A 24593-nucleotide genomic window follows, 5' to 3' on the forward strand; every position below is an offset into this window, starting at 1 on the left:
GGCACGAGAGTCAATCGGCTTCCGTTTTCCGCGCTGCCTGTTCTTTTGCAGCTGCCATAAAGCGGGCTATTTTTTTATCAGCCGGGCGCTCGGGAATGGTGTGGCTTTGCAGGAGTCCCAGGAATCGTGTCTTGCCCGCAGCAGCTTCCGCCACTTCAAATTCGACTTCGAAATCCTCCTTGCCCCCGTACTCCGAATGATCGAGGACGAGCAGGCCGCCGTCTATTTCCAACTCGGTCCGGTGAGTGGTCAGTTTGCCGATCATGTGCAGCTTAGCGGAATTCACTTGGAGCTCTTCCAACGCGGCCTGTACTTCAGGCGAATGGAAAGAACGCCCTTCGATCATCTCCATTGCTTGCCCGGAAGGGAGCCTGTCCGTGATTTCATAGTTTCCTTCCGGAGCCGGCGTCTTCAGCGTGCATTCAAAGGATTCCCCTTTACGCCGAATACGCAGGGCGCATTTTTTCCGTTTCAACTGGAAATCTTGCGTGTCGAAATAATAGTTCTCCTGTGTTTCGGCTTCTTCGGCTGTGCGTTTGAAATGGGTCAGCAATCCTTCGTATTCGGTTTGCGTCAACATGTTCTTGAATTCGATCTCAAGTTCTTTTGTCATGGAAAACACCTCACTGTTCCTTCTATTATTGAATAGTTTCCGGCAAACTGCAACGAATGGCAGAGCTGTGTTAAAATGTCACTATAGAAAAATAGCAAGAAAGGGAGACTCTCAGTGCGCAAATTAGTGGAAGTCCAAAAAGCGATTGTTCAAGAAAACGAAATTTTATTTGCCATCGAGTCCCAGGAGCCGGCAGAAGCAATTGAAGCGGCAGGGCAGATGATTGCCGATTCAGACGGAGGTGCCTTCATCTATCTGCTTGATACCGGCACCGACTATATCTACGCCCAATTCAAACAGCCGGTTTGGGAGGCCCTCGGAGCAGCCATGCAGCGGGAAGGGGTTCCGCTGCTGCAATGGGGAGAGCAGATCATGCCGCTTGCCTCGTTCCACGAGGAATTTTGGATGCTTCTGGAGAATATAGAAGACAACGATAATTACGGCGTACCGTTCCGGACGGCCGTAGAAGAAGCATTCCGTGAGGTTTTCGACTCGCGGGCGTAAAGAACTTGGGGAGGGCATAGCATGGGTCAATGGGATCGGTTTTTAGCGCCGTACAAACAAGCTGTAGATGAGCTGAAGATAAAATTCAAAGGGATGCGCCAGCAATTCGAGACGGACAACACCAATTCGCCGATCGAATTTGTCACGGGGCGGGTAAAGCCTTTGGCAAGCATCTATGATAAGACACTGGAAAAAGGAATTCCTTTCGAACCTTCCGATGACCTGGCACACCAATTGCAGGACATCGCCGGGCTCCGGATGATGTGCCAATTCGTCGGGGATATCAAGACAGTTGTGGAGTTGCTGCGGCAGCGCAACGATTTGCGGATAGTCGAAGAAAAAGATTATATTTCCCACGAAAAACAAAGCGGCTACCGGTCGTATCATGTCATCGTGGAGTATCCGGTCCAGACCATCAAAGGTGAAAAGCTGATCCTGGCCGAAATCCAGATCCGGACTCTAGCGATGAATTTCTGGGCATCCATTGAGCATTCGTTGAATTATAAATACAAAGGGGTGTTCCCGGAAGAAATCAAGATCCGCTTGCAGCGGGCAGCCGAAGCGGCTTTCCAGCTTGATGAGGAAATGTCGCAGATCCGGGATGAAATACAGGAAGCGCAAGCTTATTTCACAGAATTCAAGGACTCGACAAGCAAGCATTATCCGACAGAACCGGAAGGGGGCAAACCAAAGCCATGAAATTTTATATCCAATCAAGAAGCGATGATCTGTCAAACGAATTGATGGCGACCGCACGCGGGTATCTGCAGGAATTCGGCATGGAATGGAACGAGGAGTCACCGGATGTCGTGTTGTCGATCGGAGGGGACGGCACGCTGCTCCATGCGTTCCATAAATACCGGGACCAATTGGCAAGTGTAGCGTTCGTCGGGATCCACACGGGGCATCTCGGCTTTTATGCAGACTGGAAACCGATTGAAATCGAAAAGCTGGTGCTGTCGATCGCGAAGAAGGAGTACGAGGTGATTGAATATCCGTTGGTCGAGGTGAGCATCCATTATCAAAACAAGGAAACTCCGGCCGTTTACTTGGCCTTGAACGAATCTACAGTGAAATCGCCGGACGTCACTCTCGTGATGGATGTCTTTTTGAATGAAAGCCATTTTGAGCGCTTCCGCGGCGACGGCCTTTGCATGTCGACGCCTTCAGGCAGCACTGCCTATAACAAAGCACTTGGCGGCGCCATCATCCATCCGTCGCTTGAGTCGATGCAGCTGACGGAGATGGCTTCGATCAATAATCGGGTGTTCCGGACGGTGGGTTCCCCGCTGGTTCTGCCGGCGCATCACCGTTGTGCTTTGCGTCCGGTGAAAGCACCAGATTTCATGGTCACTGTCGACCATTTGCAATTGCTCCATAAAGATGTAAAATCAATCGAATACCGGGTAGCGGACCAGAAAGTCCGGTTTGCGCGGTTCCGGGCATTTCCGTTCTGGAAACGGGTCCATGATTCATTTATCGATAGCGAGGTTTAAAGGTGAAATCATTAAAGCCATTTCAATTAACTTATAAAGCCCATAAATCGGTTATTCTCCGCGAAGCGCTTAACGGCTGGGGGATTTCCAAAAGAACCTTGGCATCCGTCAAATATGGCGGAGGAACGATTTTAGTGAATGGTGAAGAAGTAACGGTCCGGCATGTCCTCGGAATAGGCGATGCCGTGACCGTTATTTTTCCGATTGAAGAATTGGGTGCAGGACTTCAGGCGGAAACAGGGCCGCTTGATATCGTCTATGAGGACGAAGCGCTGCTGATTGTCGATAAGCCGGCGCTGCAGAACACTATCCCGTCAAGGGAGCATCCGGAAGGAAGCTTGGCAAATCTCGTGGCCGGCCATTTTGCGGCGAACGACATTCCTGCCACCCTCCATATTGCTACACGGCTCGACCGGGATACTTCCGGTCTTGTGTGCATTGCAAAAAACCGTCACATCCACCATATGCTGTCGATGCAGCAGAAAGACAAGCGGATGAAGCGGCAGTATGAAGCTTTTGCCCACGGCATCTTCGAGTCGCAGCGGTTCACCATCACCGAACCGATCGGCCGCAAAGGCACGAGCATCATTGAGCGGGAAGTCCGTCCCGACGGCCAGTTTGCCGAGACGGAAGTGGAAGTGCTGCATCAATTTCCAGAATTCAGCCATGTGAAGCTTCAGCTCAACACCGGCCGGACCCATCAGATCCGCGTCCATCTCGCCCATATCGGCCATCCGCTTCTCGGAGATGACCTATATGGCGGAAGCCGGGATATTTTGCCGCGCCAAGCGCTTCATTGCCGGCTTCTTGAACTTGTGCATCCCGTTTCGGGGAACCCCTTGCGTTTTGAAGCGCCGCTGAAAGCGGACATGGCTTCTCTGATTTATGTGAACCGGTGAAACCGGTCCGGCTGATAAGGCTGTCGTGAAGGGACGGATACCAGCGTTTTTTCAGGAAAGCGGTAAGCCGTCAAAGCGCCGCCGAAAACACAGCCGGTATCGATATTTGCCGTCCGGTTGATCAGGTAAGGTTCTTCGGTTGGTGTATGCCCGTAAACGATCCAGGGAAAGCCGTTGTATGATTTTGCCCAATCGCGCCGGACTGGGCGGCCATCAGCATGGAATTTGCCGTTGGTATCGCCATATAGCACGAAGCTCTCAACCCCTTTGGACGGCGGCTTGCCCAGCATATCTTCACGGATGCCTGCATGGACGACGACAAGGTCCAGGGAAAGTTTCTGGTACAGCGGCAAGCGGCCGTAGAATTCGATGTAGCGCGCACGGAATCGGCGCTGTTCCGGTTTTGGCAAGGCACGCCATTCTTCCAATGTTGTTTCGAGCCCATTATTGATTTGGACCGAATTTCCTTTGAAGAAGCGGTAAAGCTTATTGCAATGATTGCCTGGCGAGTAGTTGAGCAAGTCCACATCCTGCATCCGGAACAGCAGCCGAAGCACTTCCAGCGAATAAGGGCCGCGGTCCATGGCGTCCCCGACAAAGGAAAGCTGCCTTCCTTCAGGGTGGCGGTAGATTCCACGGCTTTCTTCATAGCCAAGCGACTCCAGCAATTCTAGAAGTTCATCATAGCAACCGTGGATATCGCCAATAATATCAAATTTCATGTTAATTTCACCTCGCAAATCTTGATTATCTTTATTCATAGTGTAACGTAAAGAATGTACCAGCAATAGCAATCTGGAAGGAAAGGAGAGAGTGCTCATGATGGAAGAAAAAATACAGCACGAACAGGAATTGAATGAGGAGCTGCTGAATAATCTGCTCCAGACTGGAGACGTTGAAAGTTTCCGGGAAGAATTTCTTTCGCACCACCCGTATGACCAGGCGACATTCTATGAAAAAGCGGAACTCGAAATCCGCCAGCTGATGTACCAGTACCTCTCTCCTAAAGAGATGGCAGACATCTACGAAGCCATCGAGCTCGATGATGATGAATACGAAAGCCTCTTCAAGGAAATGAACGCGCATTACGCGGCGGATCTGCTTTCTGCCATGTACACCGATGACGCGGTCGATGTGCTGAATAAATTGAACAAAGAACAGGTCGCTACTTATTTGACCATCATGGACAAGGAATCTGCACGGCAGATCAAGGACTTGCTGCATTACGAAGAGTATACGGCAGGATCTATCATGACAACCGAGTTTGTTTCGATCCCTATGAATTCCACAGTCCGCTCGGCCATGAATATTCTTCGGAACGCAGCACCGAATGCTGAAACCATTTATTATGTCTTCGTTGTCGATGAAGATCTCCGGCTGTCCGGCATCGTGACGCTGCGGGATCTCATCATTTCCGATGAAGATACCCTGATCAGTTCAATCATGAATGAACGGGTCGTCAGCGTCTCGGTTGGGGAGGACCAGGAGGAGGTTGCACGGATGATCAAGGATTATGACTTCCTGGCGATGCCGGTTGTCGATTTCCAGAATCATTTGCTCGGGATCATCACCGTCGATGATATTATTGATGTTCTCGATGAAGAGGCTTCTGATGATTACTCCAAACTGGCAGCTGTCTCCGACATGGATACATTTGACCGCGGGCCATTGACGGCAGCGAAAAAACGTTTGCCGTGGCTGATTCTGCTGACATTCCTCGGGATGCTGACAGCGAATTTGATGGGCATGTTCGAAGCAACGCTTGACCAGGTGGCGCTGCTTGCCGTGTTTATCCCGCTGATTGCCGGGATGGCAGGGAACAGCGGAACCCAGGCGCTTGCGGTTGCAGTGCGCGGGATTGCGACAGGCGACATTGAAGAAGAAAGCAAAGTGAAACTGCTCTTCCGGGAAGCCGGGACCGGCCTGATCACCGGCCTGGTCTGCGGCGTCGTGGTTGTCGGCCTCGTTTATTTCTGGAAGGGTGAACTGCTGATTGGCCTATTGGTAGGAACTGCTGTAGCAGGTTCAATTTTCGTAGCGACATTGGCGGGGTCCTTTATCCCGTTATTGATCCACCGGCTGAAGATCGATCCGGCGGTCGCCTCTGGCCCATTCATCACCACCTTGAATGATATTATCTCAATTTTGATCTACCTGGGGCTTGCAACGACATTCCTGGGCAGCCTCTAGAAAAGTGCAAATTGCACTTTTCTTTTTTATGAGGTATTATTAGTACCAGGTTATAATAATAGGTGCAGGGGGAATTTAAATGTCGATTTCATTAGCAGGAAAAACGTACGTCATCATGGGCGTTGCCAATAAACGCAGCATCGCTTGGGGGATTGCCCGGTCGCTTGACCAATCGGGAGCACGGTTGATCTTTACATATGCAGGAGAGCGCTTTGAAAAATCGGTGCGCGACCTTGTCGCAACACTCGATGGCAATCATGAACTGATTTTGCCGTGTGACGTGACAGATGACCAAAGTGTCGAACAATGTTTCACTGCGATCAAAGAGCAGGCAGGCAGCATCGACGGGCTCGCACATTGCATCGCGTTTGCGAAAACGGAAGAGCTGGCAGGGAACTTCTCAGACACTTCACGCGAAGGGTTCTTGCTAGCGCAAAATATCAGCTCGTACTCATTGACGATCATCGCGAAGCACGCGAAACCGTTGATGTCGGAAGGTGGCAGCATCGTGGCGCTGACCTATATCGGAGGCGAACGCGTCATGCCGAACTACAACGTCATGGGTGTCGCAAAAGCTTCACTGGAAATGTCCGTCCGTTATCTGGCAGCTGACCTTGGAAGAGCCGGAATCCGCGTCAATGCGATTTCCTCCGGCCCGATCCGCACGCTGTCATCAAAAGGCGTCAGCGATTTCAATTCAATCCTGCATGAAATCGAAGAGAAAGCACCGCTTCACCGCAATACGACGCCGGAAGAAGTGGGCGATACAGCCGCCTTCCTGTTCAGCGACATGTCTCGCGGCATCACAGGCGAAACCATCCACGTCGACAGCGGCTACCATATTCTGTAGGCAAAACAAAAGCAGTTCCGCAAAAAATGCGGAACTGCTTTTTTTCTATTTATAGAGTTTTGTTCAATGCACGGTGCGGAATGCCTGCGTCCATGAATTCAGGGGAACTCACTTCGTAGCCGAGTTTTTCATAAAAAGGGATTGCATAAGATTGCGAATTCAGTTTCAGTGTGAAAAATCCGGCCGATCGAGCGTAATCTTCCATTTCGTTCATCATCAACACGCCGGCATGCTGGCCGCGGAATTCCGGCAAGACGCAGACGCGCTCGATTTTTCCGATGCCGGACTCGATTTCGCGGATCCGTGCAGCGGCGATGGGCTGCTCAAGATTGTAGCCGATAAAGTGGACAGCTGAATCATCGTATTCATCCATCTCGACATGAAGCGGTACGCCTTGTTCGTCTACAAAAACTTTCCTTCTGACATCAAAAGCATGCTCTTTTTCAATAGGTGTCTCAACGATTTTGACTTTCTGCAATTACTTTTCATCTCCAGTTAAACGGAATGTGTCATACACAGTCCAAGATCCGTCTTCCAGTTGGTACAGGATATGGAATCGGTCAATCGTTTCTTCGTGGTCGACGCCGACCATCTTCAATTGCCCGAAAATATCAGCGTGTTCCGAGTCGGACATTTTTTGCGCGATCGTGATATGGGGCACATAGGAAAACTTCGGAGGGCCGCCGAAAAAGTCGGAATGGAGGTCCTCGTGGATAGCTATGATTTCAGGATTCGGATCCACTTTGAAATACAGTGTATTCGTCAAAGGCGCAAAAGTGCTCACCCGTGTCGTATGCAGCGTGAAGGGCTTGTGCCGCTTCGCAATTTCAGCGATTTCCGCGATTATTCCCTTAATCTCCGTTTCATCTGCTTCAAATGCATCTTTCAACGTCATATGAGGCGTGATCAGTTCATAATGCGGATCGTACCGCTTGCGATACGAGTTCGCCAAGTCCTGCAATTTTTTGGATGGAAATACAACAACACCATATTTCATATAAATAGCCTCCTTGTCAGTAGTAACTGGTTCCGTTTTATTATATCAAAAAAGAATCGGGAATTGAAAACCCTGGATTAAACCCCGAAGTTTTGGAGCAGTGCCCGGCGCAAGTCCGGCTGCCAATAGGTCCAGGTGTGGTCTCCATCAAATTCTTCATAGAAGATGGGAAACCCTTTATTTTTCATGGATTTATTTAATTGACGGTTCGGTTCGACAAAGTCCTCCGTGCCTCCGCTGGACAATTTCACCGCCGTTTCTCCTTTGCCGATTACATGATAGACAGTGAACGGATGTGCGGAGCTGAAATTATCAACAGCATCCAAAAGTTCTTTGCCGACTTTCGGGGACTGGAGGATCACCCGGCCGAAAATATTCGGGTATTTCAATGCGGCATCGAGGGACACTGTCGCAGCAAGCGAATCGCCGATCAGCGTCCGTCCCATTCCGACTTGGTAGGTCGGGTAGTTCTCGTCCAGATACGGCACGAGCTCGTGCGCTAAAAAGCGCAGATAAGCCGCGTGCTTTTCGCCGGTGGGTTCGTATTTGCTGTTGCGGTCTTTGACGTTCTTATACGGCACTCCGACGATAATGAGGTTTTCGATCTGGCTGTCCGCCAGCAGTTCATCTGCTACACGCGGGATGCGCCCCAACTGGAAATAGTCTTTTCCGTCTGACGCTATCAATAACGTATATTTATATAAAGGGGAATAATTTGCCGGCAAATACACCAGCAATTGCATTTCCTCCTGCAGTGCATTGCTGTAGAGCTTGATATCCTGTACAGTTCCTCTTTCCATCCTTCTGCCTCCTCGTGCTTTCTGTACGAAAATTGTAACATATCCCGGGCGAGAGGTATAATGGAGGGGCAAGCCAACGAACTAGCGAAAGGGGATTTTTCTATGGTTTCTATGGACGGAGGAAATTCACGCATTCATTCAGAAGAGGTAACAAAAGCGGCGCATAATGCACTTGAGCGCAGAGGGGTCACAGTGAAAGACATCGCTGAAATTGTGCTGGAAATGCAATTGCCGTTCAATGAAGGCTTGACGCTGGCGCATTGCGTCGAGTCGGTTGAAAGTGTGCTCCAGAAGCGTGAAATGCAGCATGCGCTGCTAGTGGGCATTGAATTAGACGAGTTATCGGAACAAGGGAAATTGTCTCGGCCGCTTCAGCAGATCGTTGAATCGGACGAAGGCCTGTTTGGCGTCGACGAAATGATCGGGCTGGGAGCGGTGCTTACATACGGCAGCATCGCAGTGACCACTTTCGGGCATCTCGACAAGAACAAAGGGGGCATCATCCACCGCCTGAATTCGCATGTCGGCGAAGAAGTGCACACATTCCTGGATGATTTGGTGGCCAGCATTGCAGCTTGCGCATCAGCGCGCATTGCGCACCGGACGCGCGATCTTGAAGAAAAAGGCCTGACATTCGAAGACATCAAGCCGGAAGAGACTGCTCCGGAAGTGTATGTGGAAGGCGCTGACACCTAAGGACCGGGTTTTCTAGGAGAAAGGGGTTAACCAATTGCTAAAATGTTATGGCAATTGGATAGAAAGTAATGCTATGATTAATTTGGCACCATCTAATCAAACAAAAAGGGGAGGTCAAATTATGCAGAAAAAGAAATTTGGATTGTTCGCGGCATTGACTTTGGCAGGATCAGTATTTCTTGCTGGATGCGGCGGCGGAGAAGAAACGGCTACTGAAGGAGAATCAGGCGGTTCAGAAAATCCTGAATTCCTGAGCATCCTGACAGGCGGAACAACCGGTACTTATTATCCGCTTGGCGGAGCGATGGCAACGATCATCGAAAACGAGACAGGCATCGATACAACGGCCGAATCTTCCCAGGCATCTGCTGCGAATATGACAGCGCTTGCTGACGGAGGCGCACAAATTGCCTTTGTACAAACCGATACGGCATTCTATGCTGCAGAAGGTTCGAACATGTTCGAAGGGGAAAAAATCGATACAGTATCGGCTATCGGCGCTCTTTATCCTGAAACGATCCAGTTGGTAACGACTGAAGGTTCGGGAATCAAGACGTTTGACGACCTGGCTGGCAAGAGCATTTCTGTCGGTGCGCCAGGATCTGGTACGTATATCAATGCGGAACAGCTTCTTGAAATCCATGGCATGACAATGGATGACATTGAAGCACAGAACTTGGACTTCGGCGAATCACAGGAAAGTTTGCAGGCAGGACAGATCGATGCAGCGTTCATCACAGCGGGTACGCCTACTGGAGCTGTTGAAAGCTTGAGCGCAACTTCAGATGTTGTCATCGTTCCTGTGGCAGAAGATAAAGCTGCTGAATTGATCGAGAAATATCCATACTATGCGAATGACACAGTGCCATCAGGGACATACGGCTTGACTGAAGACGTGCCGACGGTTTCTGTATTGGCGATGCTGGTCGTTCAAAATGACCTGTCAGAAGACCTGGTCTATGATATTACAAAAGCAATCTACGAAAACACGGATCAGATCCAACATGCCAAAGCTGCATTCATCAAGTCTGAAACAGCTCTTGACGGCATCGGTATCGATATCCATCCGGGTGCACAAAAGTATTTTGACGAAGTAAACTAAAAGAAGCGTTGGAATAATAGACGATAAAGCGCAAGCTTTATCGTCGTTATTTATTTCTATGGAGGACACCGACGATGCATTCTAAGCCAGTGAAGCGTTCTCTTCTTTTACTGATTGCCCTCATTCTCATCCTCTTCGCATTTGTTTTTGCACCGATTCAAAAAACGTTTGTTTTTATCGACAATGACAATGATGAAATTGCGGCGTTCTTAAGAATGGAAAGCCCGTTTTTCCAGATCAAATATACCCATTCAATCCATCTTTCCGACGTCCTGGAAAGCTACAAGGCGCTGCCGGACGGCACGCTGAAAATGGTGGAGCTGCAGTACGAAGATTTTAATATAGGGATGCCTTCCAATGCAGGAGAAGGCGAGACATTTGTCGAAAAAGACGGGAAATACTTTATCAAAAATATGGATAGGGAACTTGCTGATTTCCGCTTGTTTGTCGGAGATGTGGATGCGGGATTGGCGCTGATTTCCGCCGGAAGCGAATTCGACTTGAAGAAAACGCTTGAACGGGGGAAATCCTATACGTTCCGGGTGCAACGGCTGTCCCTTTTTCAGCAACTAGAAGGAGTGAATCTTAATGAGCAATAAATTGCCGCCAGACGAAAGAGAAGAAATGAAGCTGCCGCCGGAAGACGACAGCTTCGTCTCCGAAGAAAAGCAGAAGGAGATCCTGCAGAAATATGATCCGGAATCGAATACACGCGATTTGGGAGGCATTGTTAAACACATCGTCTTCTTCGGATTGCTGGCTTTTTCGCTATTCCAATTGTATACCGCGATTTTCGGCCAGTATACGGCCTACATCCAGCGTTCCATCCACTTAGGGTTCGCTTTGTCATTGATCTTCCTCTTGTTCCCTGCCATGAAGCGCAAAGGGGACCGGCGCAAAGTGCCATTCTACGATTTTATATTGGCGCTGCTCTCGATCGGTGTCGGCTTGTATTGGCCGATTGCCTACAATGACCTGGTATTCCGCTTAGGGCGGGTCACGGAAATGGACCTTATTGTCGGAATACTTGCCGTCGTTCTCGTGCTTGAAGCGACGCGCAGGGCAGTCGGAATGCCGATTACGATCATCTCGTCCGTATTCTTGGCGTACATGTTCTTCGGACCTTATTTCCCGGGATTCCTCCGGCATAGAGGGCAAGACCTGGAATCGGTAATCCAGCTGATGTTCTATACAACAGACGGAATTTTAGGGACGCCGATCAGCGTATCTGCTACGTTCATCTTTGTCTTCTTGCTGTTCGGCGCGTTCCTGGTGAAAACCGGAGTCGGCCAATACTTCAATGATTTGGCTGTATCCTTGGCGGGCCACTTAACTGGTGGGCCAGCTAAAGTGGCGATTTTCTCCAGCGCCCTGCAAGGGACGATTTCAGGGAGTTCGGTTGCAAACGTTGTAACGTCGGGCTCTTATACGATCCCGATGATGAAAAAACTTGGTTATAAGAAAGAGTTTGCAGGCGGAGTCGAAGCAGCAGCTTCAACCGGAGGCCAGCTGATGCCGCCAATCATGGGAGCTGCCGCTTTCCTGATGGTAGAGTTTATCGGCGGGGTCACTTATTGGGAAATCGCAAAAGCTGCCGCAATTCCAGCACTCCTATACTTTACAGGCGTTTGGATCATGACGCATTTTGAAGCCAAACGGATCGGCTTAAAGGGGCTTACTAAAGAAGAGATGCCTGACCGCAAAGAAGTTTTGAAGAAGATTTATCTGCTTCTGCCGATTGTGGCCATCATTGTATTCCTTTTGGTCGGTATTCCTACAATGCATGCCGCACTTTACGGAATTGTGCTGACAATTCTCGTCAGCTCATTCAATAAAGACACGCGCATGAATTTCAAGGATATGATCCACGCGTTAGTTGACGGCGCACGGACAGCCTTGGCGGTAGCCGCTGCCACAGCTGCTGCCGGAATCATTGTCGGGGTGGTCGTAAAGACAGGCCTCGGCTTGAGTTTGGCGAACGGCCTGGTATCCGCTTCCGGCGGAAATATCTTATTGACGCTATTCTTTACGATGCTTGCGGCAATCGTACTTGGCATGGGGTCGCCAACTACGGCAAACTACGTTATTACGTCAACCATCGCGGCACCGGCGATCATTACTTTGCTCATGATTGATGAACCTCTTGGTGCGGCAGTGCCGCTCGTTGTTGCCTTGTCTGCACACTTGTTCGTATTCTATTTCGGCATCATCGCCGATATCACACCGCCAGTGGCGCTTGCAGCTTTTGCAGCTTCCGGGATTTCCGGCGGAGAGCCGATCAAAACCGGCTTTATCGCTGCGAAGCTGGCAGCAGCAGCGTTTATCATTCCGTATATGTTCGTCTTGTCGCCGTCTCTCTTGATGATTGATACGACAATGCCGGAACTGATCTGGGTGCTGATTACGGCGCTTAGCGGCATGGTGGCCATCGGGGCGGGATTGATTGGATTCTGGTACCGCAAACTGAATTGGATCGAGCGGATTCTGGCCGTGGCAACAGGCCTTGCGCTCATCTATCCAGAAGGCCTTTCCGATACCGTCGGAGCCATCGCGTTCATCATCTTGTTTGCTATCCAGTGGATGGCACGCGATAAGAAAGAGCCGAAAACTTCAGAAGCTTAACTATGGGCCCTGTCCGGCTGCAATTTGCAGCCGGACAGGGCTTTTCCTATTACGGCTTGAGCAAAATGAAAGAACGGGATGATCGGCATCATCGAAGGAGTGGAATGGGTGCAGGTGTATATGAAGCAAAAGTATAGTGAACACCATAAAATCTACAAGAAAACCCCGTGAACATTGAGTTCATGGGGTTTTAATTTAGTCTTTACAGACGGCGAAGCTAGACGGCAGAAGCATTTGCAGGATTAGTACACCGTTTTGAAGAATCTAAATGTAAAGCTTGATTTGATATAAATGACTTCAAAAACCTATTCAGGAAGGGGAATATATGAAATTTACAAATAAATTCATTATTGGCTGGTGGATCATGCTCCTAATTGTATTCGGAATTATCCTTATCGCCAGATTTGATCACTTCACTTCAAACACATTGATCTTGTTCGATTACATCATCCTGATTTTATTGTTCATCCTGGTTTTCCTGCCGCTTTATTCGGAAATGAGCATGTTCGGTTTTTCGCTCAAGCGGGAAATCGAGTCGGTAGAAGAAAGTGTCAATGACCTTAAGTCTTTAGTAATCAGCAATACCAACAGCAATGTCGTCTACTTTAATGCAGACCCACAACTGACAGAGGAGCAAAGAGCGCAGCTCAAGAGAAGCTTAGAGGTACGAGACGGGAACAGCTTTGAATCAGCTGTCCATACAGAAGAAAGTGCAATCCATGAGTTTATCTCGGCTGAAAAAACGGTCATAAACTTTTTTGCCATCCGGTATTTGCTGGAAAAGGAAATACGGCGGATAGCCGTCGACCATATTAGCGATCCAAATAAAAAGCCAGTCCTCCAATTAGTTAAAACTTTAAGCCAGCAAGGTATATTCGAACCGAACATGTTAAACGCCATCCTCGAAGTCTGGTCAATAACATCAGCCGCGATGCATGGGGAAGATATAGGCGAGGCGGACGAAAACTTTGTTGAATCCGTCGGACAGCCATTGCTCCACAGATTAAAAGGCATCTTATGACGATAAAAAACAGCAATAAAAAAGAGGTCCGAGAGCACATGCTCTCGGACCTCTTGTACTTCTGAACCCAACGTTCATGAAGATTTTATGATTCCTACTGGGCTCGAACCAGCGACCTCTACCCTGTCAAGGTAGCGCTCTCCCAGCTGAGCTAAGGAATCTCAATTACCAGGACAAATATAATTATATCGCGCCCACAGCAAAAGTCAACACCTATTCTGCTAAAAATATACTCCATTCGGTTGCTGTTTTTCCATTTACAATCGACCAGCATTCCAAGGCGATCGCTTTCCCGGCAAATGGTTCGAATTCCATCGACAGCCGGGCAAACATCGGCCCCCAGAAAGGTGCGGCAATGTTGTTTACGATGGTGGCATGGGGAACCCAGCTGCCAGGCTGGTAATAAGCTTGCTGCCCAGAGAAATCCCGTGTAGCCAGATTGATTGTCTGATGGAGGACGGACAACGCAGGGGTCACGGCAGGCGAAGCGAAGAACGTTCCTTTTTGTTTGAAAAAACCGAGCGAGCCGAACGTCAAAGGGACCGCTTTGGCTCCTTCCGCCAATTGGGCGACGGCCCCTTTCAGGTCTAAGGGATTGGCTCCTTCAAAAGACTGAAGCGAAATGTGGGGAGGCAAGGCTTTTTCTGTCTGTAGAGCAGCTGTCTGCCCTTGCTGCTGCAGGTATTCTATCTGAGTGGACGCCCGGTAATCGAGCCGCAATACGAGTAGTTGCATGGGTTTCTCCTTTCCTTAATTGTTTGTACTCCGGAAGCCGGCGTCTTGGGCTTCCTGCTCGGAGCAGAACCATTGCTCCGGGTTGGTATTGCCGTAAGAGCCTTCGCCCGGCATGTGGTAGATCTTTTCGCCGCTGCGGTTTATATTTCCTTTGATCCGGCAGTCGCCGGCTTCTGGCTGGTGACTGGTATTGCCATACGCATCTTCATTAAAACCGCGTTCGGTTGGATAACTGCTGTACTCCCAAATGCCGATTCCGGCTTCTTTGGCAATCTGCTCCGCTTCCTCGTACTCATCGACGTAGCGCGTATTCGGAGGGAACACATAAGCGACCCGGGCATAACCCGATTCGAGCAGCTGTTCCTGGACGCTTTCGCCGTCGACATAGATATAGGCGAGCATCCGGCCGTAATCATCAAACCGGCCGCCGACGTCAAACTCGATGGTAACATCGCCGGACTCGATGATCCGCTTGTTTTCAGCGGTCGCCTCGGGCCCGAGAGGCTGTTCGCCAAGCCGGGGGTGGTTGGTTTCCGGCGTATCGATCAACAGATAACGGACCGTTTCTTCTTTTCCGTCGTATTCGATCTTGATGGTATCGCCGTCAATGACGGAAACCACATCGACAGGAACCTGGTCCTGGGTGCCGCCCGTGCCGGTCGGATCGAAGGAGCTGCAGCCGGCTATAAACATCGCTGCAACTAAACCGATAATCTTTTTCATGAACATCCCTGCTTTCGTTAGTTCTATTATATTTTGTCGGTGCAGCTCTTGCAAACCGGATCCGGTTGGGCTACGGTGGAGGAAAAGGAGGGGGCGCAGTGGAGATTACATTGCCTTTCCATTATGATTTTGACAGGGTGCTTGAGCGGTTGTCGCTGGATCCGCTGCACGCGGTATCGCTTTCCGCTAAAAGCGTCCGGGTGCCGATGGCTGAAGGGAACGTCGTGGAAGTGAAGGCGGCAGGAAATTCCAGACGGCCGGTTTTCGAACTGGAAAACCTGGAAGAAGGGCAGTTGGGCAGGATCAAGGACATCTTCCATTTCAGCTCTTCTTTGGATGCGGTCAACGCACATTTCGCCAATACGAATCTGGCAGCACTGTTCAGCGAACACCAAGGCACGCCGATCGTCCGGGAATTTTCGCTTTATGGATCCCTGATGAAAAGCATTATCCATCAGCAATTGAACTTGTCGTTCGCCCACACGCTGACAAGCCGGTTTGTCCGGACATTCGGCCATGAAAACGACGGCGTTTGGTTTTATCCGGCACCGGAAACCATCGCCAGGCTCCGGCCGGAGGATTTACGGGAGATGCAGTTCAGTACGCGGAAAGCGGAGTACGTTATCGGCTTGTCGGAAGCGATCGCATCGGGGAAGCTCGATCTTGACGGAATGGAATTAAAAGCCGATGAGGAGGTCGCTGCAGAACTGGTATCCTACCGGGGAGTCGGCCCATGGACTGCCCAGAGTTTTTTGCTGTTCGGCCTGGGCCGGCCGAATCTGTTTCCCATTGCGGATATCGGCCTGCAAAATGCATTGAAGATCCAGTGGCAGCTGAAGGAAAAGCCGAAAGCTGAAGAAATCATGCGGCATCTGCCGGATTGGTCGCCGTATTTGTCATATGCCGCGCTCTACCTATGGCGCAGCATCGAATAAAAAATTCCACAACAAAACGCCTTTTCCACGGTCCAATGACTGGAAAAGGCGTTTCTATGTATTTCTGCGTCGGGTTGCGGCATTATAGGCTTTCAATTAGGCGTGGGTCTCCATTTCAGAAGGTGCAGATCCATAATAAAGGAACGATTCCTGTTCCAGGTCTTCCAATCGTTCTTTGTTCAATCCAACTTCCAGTTCACCGGAAAAAATAGGTTCCCACCAATTCGCTTCTTTTTGCATTGTAATTCCTCCTCGAATTTTGCTGTTCTAATTGTTTGACTATTCTATACCCCGAAAGGTTACACTTATAAACAGAGAAACCAAAAATAAGCCTTTGGGCCATTCAGAAAAGAGGAATGCTTTGTGATATCGATTGGCATTATCGGAGCCGGCATTGTCGGGGAACGGATCATCAAACAAATCCAGCAAGAAGGAAAAGCTGCCATCAAAGCGGTTTATGATGAACAGCCGGAACGCCTGGAATTCTTGGCGTCGGCGTATGGGGTGCCCGTGGCTGGGTCGCTTGATGAAGTGCTGCATGCCGGCATCGACTGGCTCTATATCGGCACGCCGCCCGCCTACCACGCGGAAGTCGCGAATCTGGCTGCGAGCGCCGGCATCCATATCCTCAGTGAAAAGCCGTTGGCGCATGATGCTGCAGACGGGGAGAAGATGGTGGCGGCTGCACATGAAAACCGCATCCAGACGGCGATGCATTTTCCGCTGATGTACAAGCCGGCAGTCCACGAAATGGCGAAACGGATCCGAAGCGGGGATATCGGCGAAGTGGTGCGTGTCGAGCTGCAGACGCATTTTCCGGATTGGCCGCGGTTATGGCAGCAGAACCCGTGGATCGCTTCGAGAAGCCAAGGCGGCTTTGTGCGCGAAGTCTTCCCGCATTACCTGCAGCTGATCCATCGCATTTTCGGGGAGCTGGATATCCACTCCCATCTCGTTTCTTATCCGGAGCAAGCGGACCTATGCGAAACAGGCATCATCGCCCATGGCCGCACAGCCGGCAGAATTCCTTTCCTGCTCGCGGGCATAAGCGGCACCGGGCAGAAAGAATTGCTTCAGTTCAAGGTCTACGGAAAAGAAGGGGTGCTGACGCTGGAGAATTGGTCGGACCTTTATTTAGAGCGGAAATACCAGGAACGCGAGCTGCTGGACGGTTTTGCGGAAGTGCCATCGCTGTTTGAAGCGATGCAGCAGCAATCGACTTTCCTAGTGCCGTTTGAAGAAGGCCTGGTGGTGCAGCGTTATATCGACCTTCTCTTGCAAGAATGATTTTTTTCCGTGCAGCAGGGTAAAGTACTTAGAAGCAATTGAAAACAGGAGGTCATTAGATGAATTTTACAGCGGTTGATGTTGAACGGATGATTGAAGAGCAAAAGGAGTTTTATTATACCGGCGCTACGAAGCCGGCCGCTTTTCGGAAATCGCAGCTTGCGCGCCTGAAAAAGTCGATCCAGGCGAATGACGAGATCATTGTCGATGCATTGAAAAAGGATTTGGGCAAAAGCGAATTTGAGGCCTATGCAACTGAAATCGGTTTTGTGCTTGACAGCATTAATTATATGAGTGAAAACCTGGAGGGATGGATGGAGCCGGAACCGGCCAAGACGCCGATTCACCTGCAGCCGGCCAAAAGCTTCATCATGCGGGAGCCTTACGGATCGGTCTTGATCATCGGGCCTTTCAATTATCCGTTCCAGCTGATCATGGAACCGCTCATCGGCGCGATCATCGGCGGAAATTGCGCCATCGTCAAGCCTTCCGAAACGACGCCGAATGTGGCAGCAGCCATCCGCAAGGTCTTGGAAGATGCGTTCCCGCCCTACTATGTCCGCGTCGTTGAAGGTGAGCGGGAAGAAGTGACAGCGCTGATCCACGCGCCGTTCGATTATATTTTCTTCACTGGCAGCGTCAATGTCGGGAAAGTGGTCATGAAAGCAGCGGCTGAGCGGCTGACGCCGATTACACTGGAACTGGGCGGCAAGAGCCCGGCTATCGTCGACCAGACAGCCAATATCGACCTGGCGGCCAAGCGCATTGCCTGGGGCAAGCTGATGAACAAAGGCCAGACATGCGTGGCGCCCGACTATGTCTGCGTACACGAATCGGTCAAGACAGAGTTCATGAACAAATTGATCAAGAACATCCGCAGTTTCTACGGGAAAGATGTACAAGCGAGCCCGGATTACGGCCGCATTGTCAGCGTCCAGCATTTCGACCGTTTGGCTGCCATTGTCAAACAGGAAGAAGCGAATATTGTTTCCGGTGGATATATGGACCGGGAAGACCTTTACATCGAACCGGTGGTTTTGGATAATATCGATTTCAGCAGCCCGTCGATGGAGGACGAATTGTTCGGCCCGATTCTGCCGGTCATCACCTATAGCGACCTGCCTGCTTTGGTCCGGAAAATCCGGACGTTGCCGAAGCCGCTGGCAGCCTATATGTTTTCGGAGAACGACCGGGCGATCGAGTTTTTCCTAGACGAATTGCCTTTCGGCGGCGGCTGTATCAACGATACCGTTTCGCATGTCGGCAGTGCGCATCTGCCTTTCGGGGGAATCGGGACTTCCGGAGTGAATTCCTATCACGGGAAATATAGTTTTGAGACATTTACCCATACGAAATCCATTCTGAAAAAGTCGACAAAGCTGTCAACGAATATTTTATTCCCGCCTTACAAGAAGAAAGTGCGGTTTGTCAGAAGACTATTAAAATAAGCGGCCTGCGGGTCGCTTTTTTCTTTTTTCTCCTGATATGATGGTAAAAAGGAGTGGTAGCAGTGGCTGAACGAATTCTGATTGTCGAAGATGAAAAAAGCATTGCGCGCGTCCTCGAATTGGAACTGTCCTTCGAAGGATACGAAACCGGAATGGCATATACGGGTTCAGAAGGGCTGATCCAGTTTCGCGAACAGGAGTGGGATCTTGTCCTTCTCGATTTGATGCTTCCTGAAATCCATGGACTTGATGTATTGAAGCGCATCCGCTCGGCTGACGCGGCAATACCGGTAATTTTGCTGACAGCCAAAAGCGATGTCAAAGAAAAAGTGGCCGGGCTGGATCTGGGTGCGAATGACTACATAACCAAGCCGTTTGAAATTGAGGAGCTGCTGGCGCGGATCCGGGCGAACCTCCGCTTTTCAAAAGGGAGTGCAAATCCGGCAGTCCATAGTTTTGCAGAGCTCAAGCTGAACGAAAGCACCCGGGAAGTGAGCAGGGGCAACCGTCCGATAGAACTGACGCCGCGCGAGTTCGACTTGCTGCTGTATCTGCTCCAGCATCCCAACCAGGTTCTCAGCCGGGAACAGGTGCTCAATGCGGTCTGGGGCTACGATTATTACGGAGACACAAATGTCATCGATGTTTACATCCGCTATTTGCGGAAAAAAATCGACGCCGGCGAACCTGCTACCTACATCCAGACAGTTCGCGGAGTCGGCTATGTCCTGAAGGAGCACCGCAATGAAGCTGAAGAATAAAATCCATCTTTGGTCAACTTTGTTGATGCTGGTTATCCTTTTGCTTTTGGCCATCGTCATCTATTTCGCATTCAGCCGTCTTGCCTACGACACGGAAATCAGCCAACTGCAAGCAGAACTGGATGCAGTGGTCCAAGCTGTAAGCGACAATCCGGCCGACGATCCCCGGGCCGTAGTGCGGGGTTACGTCCCGGCGAATGGCTTGGCGCGTGTTTCAGGTGAAGCGGGACAACTGATTCCCGATATCCGGGACCCGGACGTGGCAGCGGATTTCCCGTCCGAATTGCCGGATCGTGCCGGGACGGTAGTTGCCGGGGAAACCCGCTATGCGTATGCTTCCATGCCGGTCATCTGGTCTGGGGGTGAAGTGGCAGAACTGACGATTGCCCAATCGATGGAAGAAGTGACCGGCAACTTGCGGACACTCAGATTCGTTCTGGTTGCCGCTATCCTGATTGCCATGATTCCGATTGTGGCATCCAGTGCGGTTCTAGGTCGGTTGGTCACCAGGCCCATTGCTGATCTGACCCGGACAATGACGCATATCCAGAAAAGCGGACAGTATGAAAAACTGTCGATGGAAGAAGCGGCCAATGACGAGATCGGGCAAATGGGCCGGACATTCAATGAAATGATGGCATTGCTTGAAGAGAATTACCGGAAACAGGAGGAATTTGTTTCAAATGCTTCCCATGAACTGAAAACACCGTTGACGATCATCGGCAGCTATGCGAAATTGCTGGAGCGCCGCGGGATGCAGGATGAAAAAATTGCACAGGAAGGGCTTTCGGCAATCAGGGCGGAAACGGACCGGATGAATAAATTGATCGAACAGCTGCTCCACATTGCCCGAAGAAGTGAAACGCAGCTTGAACTGTCTGAAGTGAATCTTGAAAGGATGCTCCAAGGCACAGTAGAAGTCATGAAGACCTCCTTCAACCGCGACTTTGTGCTGATCAGCCAGGAACCGGGTTTGCTGGTAACAACCGATCTGGCGAAACTGAAACAGCTGCTTTATATTCTTCTGGACAATGCGCGGAAATACAGCTCAGACCGCGTAGAGGTCAAGCTGAAGATGGAAGGCGCACCAACCATCAAAATCCAGGACTATGGTATCGGCATCCCGAAAGAAGCATTGCCGTATGTGTTCGACCGGTTCTACCGCGTGGACAAGGCGCGGAGCAGGGAGTCCGGCGGTTTCGGCCTCGGATTGTCGCTAGCAAAACAGCTGGCCGATTCGATTGGCGTGGTTCTGGGCATCGAGAGCATCGAAGGGATGGGGACGACCGTTTCCATCACTTTCTCATCAGATTTTAATGTCCGTGACCTACAATGGAATCAGGAGGGATCGTGATGAAAAAATGGATGCTCATGGCGATTGCCACAGTATTGCTTGGAGCGGTGGCCGCGGCATATCTATTATACCCGCGGCCTGCCAGTGAAGCGGTCGATGCACAGCAAGCCGAAGAGGCGGTGACTTCTGTCTACGGCGGAAAAATCGAGAAGACCATCCTTGAAGGAGAGCACTTCAAAGTGGAATTTGTCCGTGAAGACGGCAGGTACATCGCTACGGTCAACCGCGGCAATGGGGATGTGGAAAAGGTGGAAGCGCTGGGAGGAGCGGCTCCTGAAGAACCGGAGCGGCTGACGGAAGAACAAGCAGGCGCAATTGCTGCAAAAGAAACGGGAGGGACAGTGGAAGGAATCCGCTACTTGAAGGATCAGGAAGAGTATGAAGTCCGCTTAGCCGGAGAAGCAGGGGGACAGATTGTAATTCTATCCTCGGTGTCGGGTGAAATCAGGAAAATCACCCCTGTTGCTGAAACAGCAAAGCCGGAGCCGGAACCAGCTCCGGAACCGGATCCGGTTTTGACAGAAGCCCAAGCAATTGAAATTGCCAAGCAGACACTGGACGGGGAAGTGCAGGAAGTCACTTTCACGGATGACAGCGACGGCGGCTCTTATCTAGTGGAAATCGAGAATGATCAATTGGACAAGGAAGTGACCGTCCAAATTCATGCAGTGCGGGGAGAAACGCTGACAGTCGAATGGGACGATTAAAATAAGAAGATTTTCATGGGATTCTCATCCTTTTCTAATAATGCTTTAACCCTCTTCTCAGAAGCGGAGGCTAAAGTAAAGGTATAACATAGAAGGAGGAGAACAACATGAAAAAATACATTTATATTCCGGTAGTTGCAGGAGCTTTAGCGTTCGGAGGAATTGTCTGGGCAAACGGGGACGATGGTTCTCAAAAAGCCGGCACAGGAGGGCAGCAGCCTGTAGCACCCGTGGCCAACAGCGAGGAAATGCTTTCTTTTGACGAGGCATCGGCAAAAGCCTTGGCCATTGCAAACGGCACCATCACAGACGTTGAACTGGACCGGGACAGCCGGACTCCACATTACGAAATCGACATTGACCACGAAGGCTATGAATACGATGTGAAAATCGATGCCTTCTCTGGAGAAGTGCTCGAACAAAAACGCGAAAAAGAAGACCGTGATGACCGCCGCGATGACGACGGAGTGGATGGCCCGGCGGCTTCAGAAAATCTGATTTCCTCGGAAGAAGCGGTAAAAGCGGCACAAGCCGCAGCTAAAGGGACCGTGGAAGAAGTGGAATTGGAACACGAGGACGGCGCCGTCTATTACGAAGTTAAAATCGAAGATGGCCGCACAGAACATGAAATCTATGTGAATGCTGCAGATGGAACGATTCTGAAACAGGAGCAGGACCAAGAAGACGATGATGACAACGATGACGATGATGATGACCGCGGCGATGATTAAAAAAAGGAGCCTGCGGGCTCCTTTCAGACTGTAGACAAAGTATAATTTGAATGAATAGAGATGTATAAGCCCGACCGGGCTGGCTACGTCGCTTTCCGTGGGCTCGGCTTCAGTATACGGAACGGAAGGCGGCGAGCAAGTTGGCCGAAGGCAGTTCGGCCGACTTGTTTGCGACGAAGCAGCGCAGCGATGCAGGAGCACCGGTTTTCCCTGCGGGATAGCGAAGTGACGAAATCCACTCGGACGCCAGTCAATGCTTGACCGAAGCTTGCGAGGGCAAGTATTTGCGACGAGCTTGCGCAGGAGCACAAGTTCTTTGTTAGTTCGGCGCGAGCCCGCGGAAAGCGTGCGCCTGAAGTGGAGGATCCGGGATAGCTTCGCCTAAATGACTCTTCATTCTTAAAGAGGAATAAATATTCTTTTGTCTACAAGCAAAAAGGAGCCCACGGGCTCCTTTTTCATTTTAGCGGCAACGTAACCGTGGCGGTAGTGCCGCGGCATTCTTCGCTTTCAATTGTTAAAGTGCCGCCGTGCTCTTTGATGATTTTTTGGGAAATCAGCAGGCCGAGCCCGGTGCCAGTCGCTTTTGTAGTATAGAATGGTTCAAAAATCAAAGGGGCGGATTCGTCTGGTATGCCGTTGCCGTTGTCTTTGATCGATAAAGAAACAGAACGGCCGGTGGAACTTTCAATCGCCATGTGAATGCGGCCTTGCCGCTCAATTCCCTCAAGCGCTTCGACAGCGTTTTTCATCAAATTGATCACCACTTGCTTAAGGTGATGCTCTTCTCCGACGACCACAAAATCGTCCCGCTCAAAATGGGAGGTGAACAGGATATTATCCAGGTTCAGTTGGGGACCGAAAAGCAGTGCAATATCGTCAACCATCTTCTTAAAGGCGATCTCCTTCCGTTCGGTGGCTTGCGGTTTCGCCAGCATCAGAAATTCACTAATGATCAAATCGATGCGTGCGATTTCCGAACGGATCAATCCGATGTATTCTTTTTGCAGGTGTAAAGCATCATTTTCCATCATCTGGACGAACCCTGAAATCACAGTCATGGGATTGCGGATCTCATGGGCAACGCCTGCAGCGATTTCTCCTGTCAATTTCAATTTTTCGCTTTGGAGGATCAATTTTTCCGCTTCTTTCCGGTAAGAGATGTCTCGGGATATAACAGAGGTCGCCACGACATTTCCGGAAAGGTCAATAATGGGGGATAATGTGATCTGAGCGTCGAAGCGGGAACCATCCTTTTTCAAATCTTCGGTTTCGAGCAGTGAATAGCTCCTTCCGGCTTGCACTTCCTTCGTCCTGATATTGGCCTCATCCATCCGCTCGGGTGGAACCAGCGGCAAAGACCTTCCGATGCTTTCCGGCAGCGACCAGCCATAGAGTTCTTCAAAAGCGGGATTGATCGCAATGATTTTATTGTCAGAATCAAAAACAGCGATGGCATCTTTTGCGGTTTGGAAAAACAGATGCAGATAGCCTTCCTTGGAACTTAAAGCACGTTCCATGGAACTGTTTTTTTCTTCGGCTTCCAACAAAACGCGCCGAAAGAAAATCGAATGGACAATGGATAAAATGAGGGCGAAGAAAATGAAAATGAAAAGCTGGGCGTTCACATAGCTCATTGGAGGGCGTTCGGAAAAACCGCCAAATAGAAAAGCCAGCATTGCTATTTCGACGGCCGTAATGATGCCAAGTGCGATAGCAGGCATGGTATCATAATACATGGCAGATACGATCAGCGGAAAAACAAAAAAGACAATATTGACCGGCGCCAAGGTTTCAATATTCAAGATGAATACGGAAATGTTCATCATGCCGAGGATGGCCGCCTGCATGATTCGGACTGGGGTATCACGCATTTGGAGAAAAGCCAAAATGACATATGCCGGCATGCCGAAAGCAAGGGAATAGACAGGCAGCGCATGGCCGGCCAATAGATAGATAAGAACAAGCAAGAAAACGGCTATGCCGAAAAGGTGGAGAAACAGTCCGTTCCTGTTCCGTTTGATTGTGGGACTTTCCATATTACACCTCGATTGGTCGATATGATTTAATATTACTATATAATTTCCTGTGCGAACATGGTGTATTTTGATATGATTAATGG

Annotated in this window: 27 protein-coding genes and 1 tRNA gene; 18 read left to right on the forward strand and 10 right to left on the reverse strand. The window is 50.2% G+C overall.

From position 1 onward, the window contains the following. Positions 1-10 precede the first annotated feature (10 nt). Complete coding sequence (locus ACTL32_RS02510) at positions 11-613, reverse strand: CYTH domain-containing protein (RefSeq protein WP_441340002.1); 603 nt, start codon at positions 611-613, stop codon at positions 11-13. Positions 614-727: 114 nt separating this feature from the next. Between ACTL32_RS02510 and ACTL32_RS02515 the strand changes: the two genes are divergently transcribed. The 4 genes from ACTL32_RS02515 to ACTL32_RS02530 are packed head-to-tail and all read left to right on the forward strand — an operon-like array spanning position 728 to position 3512. Next, positions 728-1117, forward strand: a complete 390-nt coding sequence (locus ACTL32_RS02515) for a hypothetical protein (protein ID WP_441340003.1) — start codon at positions 728-730, stop codon at positions 1115-1117. A 21-nt stretch (positions 1118-1138) separates the two neighbouring features. Continuing rightward, a complete protein-coding gene (locus ACTL32_RS02520; protein ID WP_204892693.1) occupies positions 1139-1816 on the forward strand; it encodes a GTP pyrophosphokinase in 678 nt (225 codons plus the stop codon). Then, positions 1813-2613, forward strand: coding sequence for an NAD kinase (locus ACTL32_RS02525; RefSeq protein ID WP_204892692.1), 801 nt, complete (start codon positions 1813-1815; stop codon positions 2611-2613). The genes ACTL32_RS02520 and ACTL32_RS02525 overlap by 4 nt, the downstream gene beginning before the upstream one ends. A 2-nt stretch (positions 2614-2615) precedes the next feature. Continuing rightward, positions 2616-3512, forward strand: a complete 897-nt coding sequence (locus ACTL32_RS02530) for an RluA family pseudouridine synthase (protein ID WP_441340004.1) — start codon at positions 2616-2618, stop codon at positions 3510-3512. Here the strand turns inward: ACTL32_RS02530 and ACTL32_RS02535 are convergent. Next, on the reverse strand, positions 3497-4234 hold the full coding sequence (locus tag ACTL32_RS02535) for a metallophosphoesterase (protein WP_441340005.1): 738 nt from the start codon (positions 4232-4234) through the stop codon (positions 3497-3499). The two genes, ACTL32_RS02530 and ACTL32_RS02535, sit on opposite strands and share 16 nt — an antisense overlap. A gap of 97 nt (positions 4235-4331) precedes the next feature. Between ACTL32_RS02535 and mgtE the strand changes: the two genes are divergently transcribed. Together mgtE and fabI are read left to right on the forward strand one after the other, a co-directional pair. Beyond that, positions 4332-5702 carry a magnesium transporter gene (gene mgtE / locus ACTL32_RS02540; protein ID WP_441340006.1) on the forward strand — a complete coding sequence of 457 codons (1371 nt, stop codon included), beginning with the start codon at positions 4332-4334 and terminating at the stop codon, positions 5700-5702. Positions 5703-5781: 79 nt separating this feature from the next. Continuing rightward, the gene (fabI, locus tag ACTL32_RS02545) at positions 5782-6552 is read left to right on the forward strand and encodes an enoyl-ACP reductase FabI (protein WP_441340007.1); all 771 of its coding nucleotides are present in this window, start codon (positions 5782-5784) and stop codon (positions 6550-6552) included. A 49-nt stretch (positions 6553-6601) separates the two neighbouring features. Here fabI and ACTL32_RS02550 read toward each other — a convergent pair whose 3' ends face one another. The 3 genes from ACTL32_RS02550 to ACTL32_RS02560 form a co-directional block, all read right to left on the reverse strand. After that, on the reverse strand, positions 6602-7030 hold the full coding sequence (locus ACTL32_RS02550; RefSeq protein ID WP_441340008.1) for a GNAT family N-acetyltransferase: 429 nt from the start codon (positions 7028-7030) through the stop codon (positions 6602-6604). Continuing rightward, on the reverse strand, positions 7031-7549 hold the full coding sequence (locus ACTL32_RS02555; protein WP_441340009.1) for a YjcG family protein: 519 nt from the start codon (positions 7547-7549) through the stop codon (positions 7031-7033). Between the two features lie 77 nt (positions 7550-7626). Beyond that, positions 7627-8349: an alpha/beta hydrolase gene (locus ACTL32_RS02560; protein WP_441340010.1), complete on the reverse strand. Its 723-nt coding sequence runs from the start codon at positions 8347-8349 to the stop codon at positions 7627-7629. 111 nt (positions 8350-8460) lie between these two features. Between ACTL32_RS02560 and ACTL32_RS02565 the strand changes: the two genes are divergently transcribed. The 5 genes from ACTL32_RS02565 (at position 8461) to ACTL32_RS02585 (ending at position 13790) form a co-directional block, all read left to right on the forward strand. After that, complete coding sequence (locus ACTL32_RS02565) at positions 8461-9045, forward strand: phosphatidylglycerophosphatase A family protein (protein WP_441340130.1); 585 nt, start codon at positions 8461-8463, stop codon at positions 9043-9045. Positions 9046-9166: 121 nt separating this feature from the next. Then, entirely contained in the window at positions 9167-10147 is a 981-nt protein-coding gene (locus ACTL32_RS02570; protein WP_441340011.1) for a TAXI family TRAP transporter solute-binding subunit, read from the forward strand. A gap of 74 nt (positions 10148-10221) precedes the next feature. Next, on the forward strand, positions 10222-10746 hold the full coding sequence (locus tag ACTL32_RS02575; RefSeq protein WP_441340012.1) for a DUF1850 domain-containing protein: 525 nt from the start codon (positions 10222-10224) through the stop codon (positions 10744-10746). Next, a complete protein-coding gene (locus ACTL32_RS02580) occupies positions 10736-12769 on the forward strand; it encodes a TRAP transporter permease (protein WP_441340013.1) in 2034 nt (677 codons plus the stop codon). The genes ACTL32_RS02575 and ACTL32_RS02580 overlap by 11 nt, the downstream gene beginning before the upstream one ends. A 325-nt stretch (positions 12770-13094) precedes the next feature. Further along, positions 13095-13790 (forward strand): hypothetical protein, encoded by a 696-nt coding sequence (locus ACTL32_RS02585; RefSeq protein WP_441340014.1) that lies wholly within the window; start codon positions 13095-13097, stop codon positions 13788-13790. An 88-nt stretch (positions 13791-13878) separates the two neighbouring features. Here ACTL32_RS02585 and ACTL32_RS02590 read toward each other — a convergent pair. The 3 genes from ACTL32_RS02590 to ACTL32_RS02600 all read right to left on the reverse strand — a co-directional run bounded on the left by ACTL32_RS02590 (position 13879) and on the right by ACTL32_RS02600 (position 15248). Then, positions 13879-13951 (reverse strand) — tRNA-Val (locus tag ACTL32_RS02590). 52 nt (positions 13952-14003) lie between these two features. Continuing rightward, positions 14004-14525, reverse strand: a complete 522-nt coding sequence (locus ACTL32_RS02595) for a 2'-5' RNA ligase family protein (protein WP_441340015.1) — start codon at positions 14523-14525, stop codon at positions 14004-14006. Between the two features lie 15 nt (positions 14526-14540). Beyond that, positions 14541-15248, reverse strand: a complete 708-nt coding sequence (locus ACTL32_RS02600; RefSeq protein WP_441340016.1) for a thermonuclease family protein — start codon at positions 15246-15248, stop codon at positions 14541-14543. A 98-nt stretch (positions 15249-15346) separates the two neighbouring features. Between ACTL32_RS02600 and ACTL32_RS02605 the strand changes: the two genes are divergently transcribed. Then, positions 15347-16183 carry a DNA-3-methyladenine glycosylase family protein gene (locus ACTL32_RS02605; protein WP_441340017.1) on the forward strand — a complete coding sequence of 279 codons (837 nt, stop codon included), beginning with the start codon at positions 15347-15349 and terminating at the stop codon, positions 16181-16183. Between the two features lie 96 nt (positions 16184-16279). On the opposite strand, the gene ACTL32_RS02610 is transcribed toward ACTL32_RS02605, so the two are convergent. Next, the gene (locus ACTL32_RS02610; protein WP_441340018.1) at positions 16280-16423 is read right to left on the reverse strand and encodes a hypothetical protein; all 144 of its coding nucleotides are present in this window, start codon (positions 16421-16423) and stop codon (positions 16280-16282) included. Between the two features lie 123 nt (positions 16424-16546). On the opposite strand from ACTL32_RS02610, the gene ACTL32_RS02615 reads away from it, so the two are divergent. The 6 genes from ACTL32_RS02615 (at position 16547) to ACTL32_RS02640 (ending at position 22471) form a co-directional block, all read left to right on the forward strand. Continuing rightward, on the forward strand, positions 16547-17470 hold the full coding sequence (locus ACTL32_RS02615) for a Gfo/Idh/MocA family protein (protein ID WP_441340019.1): 924 nt from the start codon (positions 16547-16549) through the stop codon (positions 17468-17470). A 59-nt stretch (positions 17471-17529) separates the two neighbouring features. Then, a complete protein-coding gene (locus ACTL32_RS02620) occupies positions 17530-18918 on the forward strand; it encodes an aldehyde dehydrogenase (protein ID WP_441340020.1) in 1389 nt (462 codons plus the stop codon). Between the two features lie 62 nt (positions 18919-18980). Next, entirely contained in the window at positions 18981-19679 is a 699-nt protein-coding gene (locus tag ACTL32_RS02625; RefSeq protein ID WP_441340021.1) for a response regulator transcription factor, read from the forward strand. Next, on the forward strand, positions 19663-21033 hold the full coding sequence (locus ACTL32_RS02630) for an ATP-binding protein (RefSeq protein WP_441340022.1): 1371 nt from the start codon (positions 19663-19665) through the stop codon (positions 21031-21033). The genes ACTL32_RS02625 and ACTL32_RS02630 overlap by 17 nt, the downstream gene beginning before the upstream one ends. Continuing rightward, positions 21033-21740 carry a PepSY domain-containing protein gene (locus tag ACTL32_RS02635; RefSeq protein ID WP_441340023.1) on the forward strand — a complete coding sequence of 236 codons (708 nt, stop codon included), beginning with the start codon at positions 21033-21035 and terminating at the stop codon, positions 21738-21740. The genes ACTL32_RS02630 and ACTL32_RS02635 overlap by 1 nt, the downstream gene beginning before the upstream one ends. Positions 21741-21847: 107 nt before the next feature. After that, positions 21848-22471, forward strand: a complete 624-nt coding sequence (locus ACTL32_RS02640; protein WP_441340024.1) for a PepSY domain-containing protein — start codon at positions 21848-21850, stop codon at positions 22469-22471. A gap of 458 nt (positions 22472-22929) precedes the next feature. Here ACTL32_RS02640 and ACTL32_RS02645 read toward each other — a convergent pair whose 3' ends face one another. Then, the gene (locus ACTL32_RS02645; protein WP_441340025.1) at positions 22930-24510 is read right to left on the reverse strand and encodes an ATP-binding protein; all 1581 of its coding nucleotides are present in this window, start codon (positions 24508-24510) and stop codon (positions 22930-22932) included. Positions 24511-24593: the final 83 nt, after the last annotated feature.

Origin of the sequence: Planococcus sp. FY231025 (assembly GCF_052078085.1) — a bacterium.
Lineage (GTDB): Bacteria > Bacillota > Bacilli > Bacillales_A > Planococcaceae > Planococcus.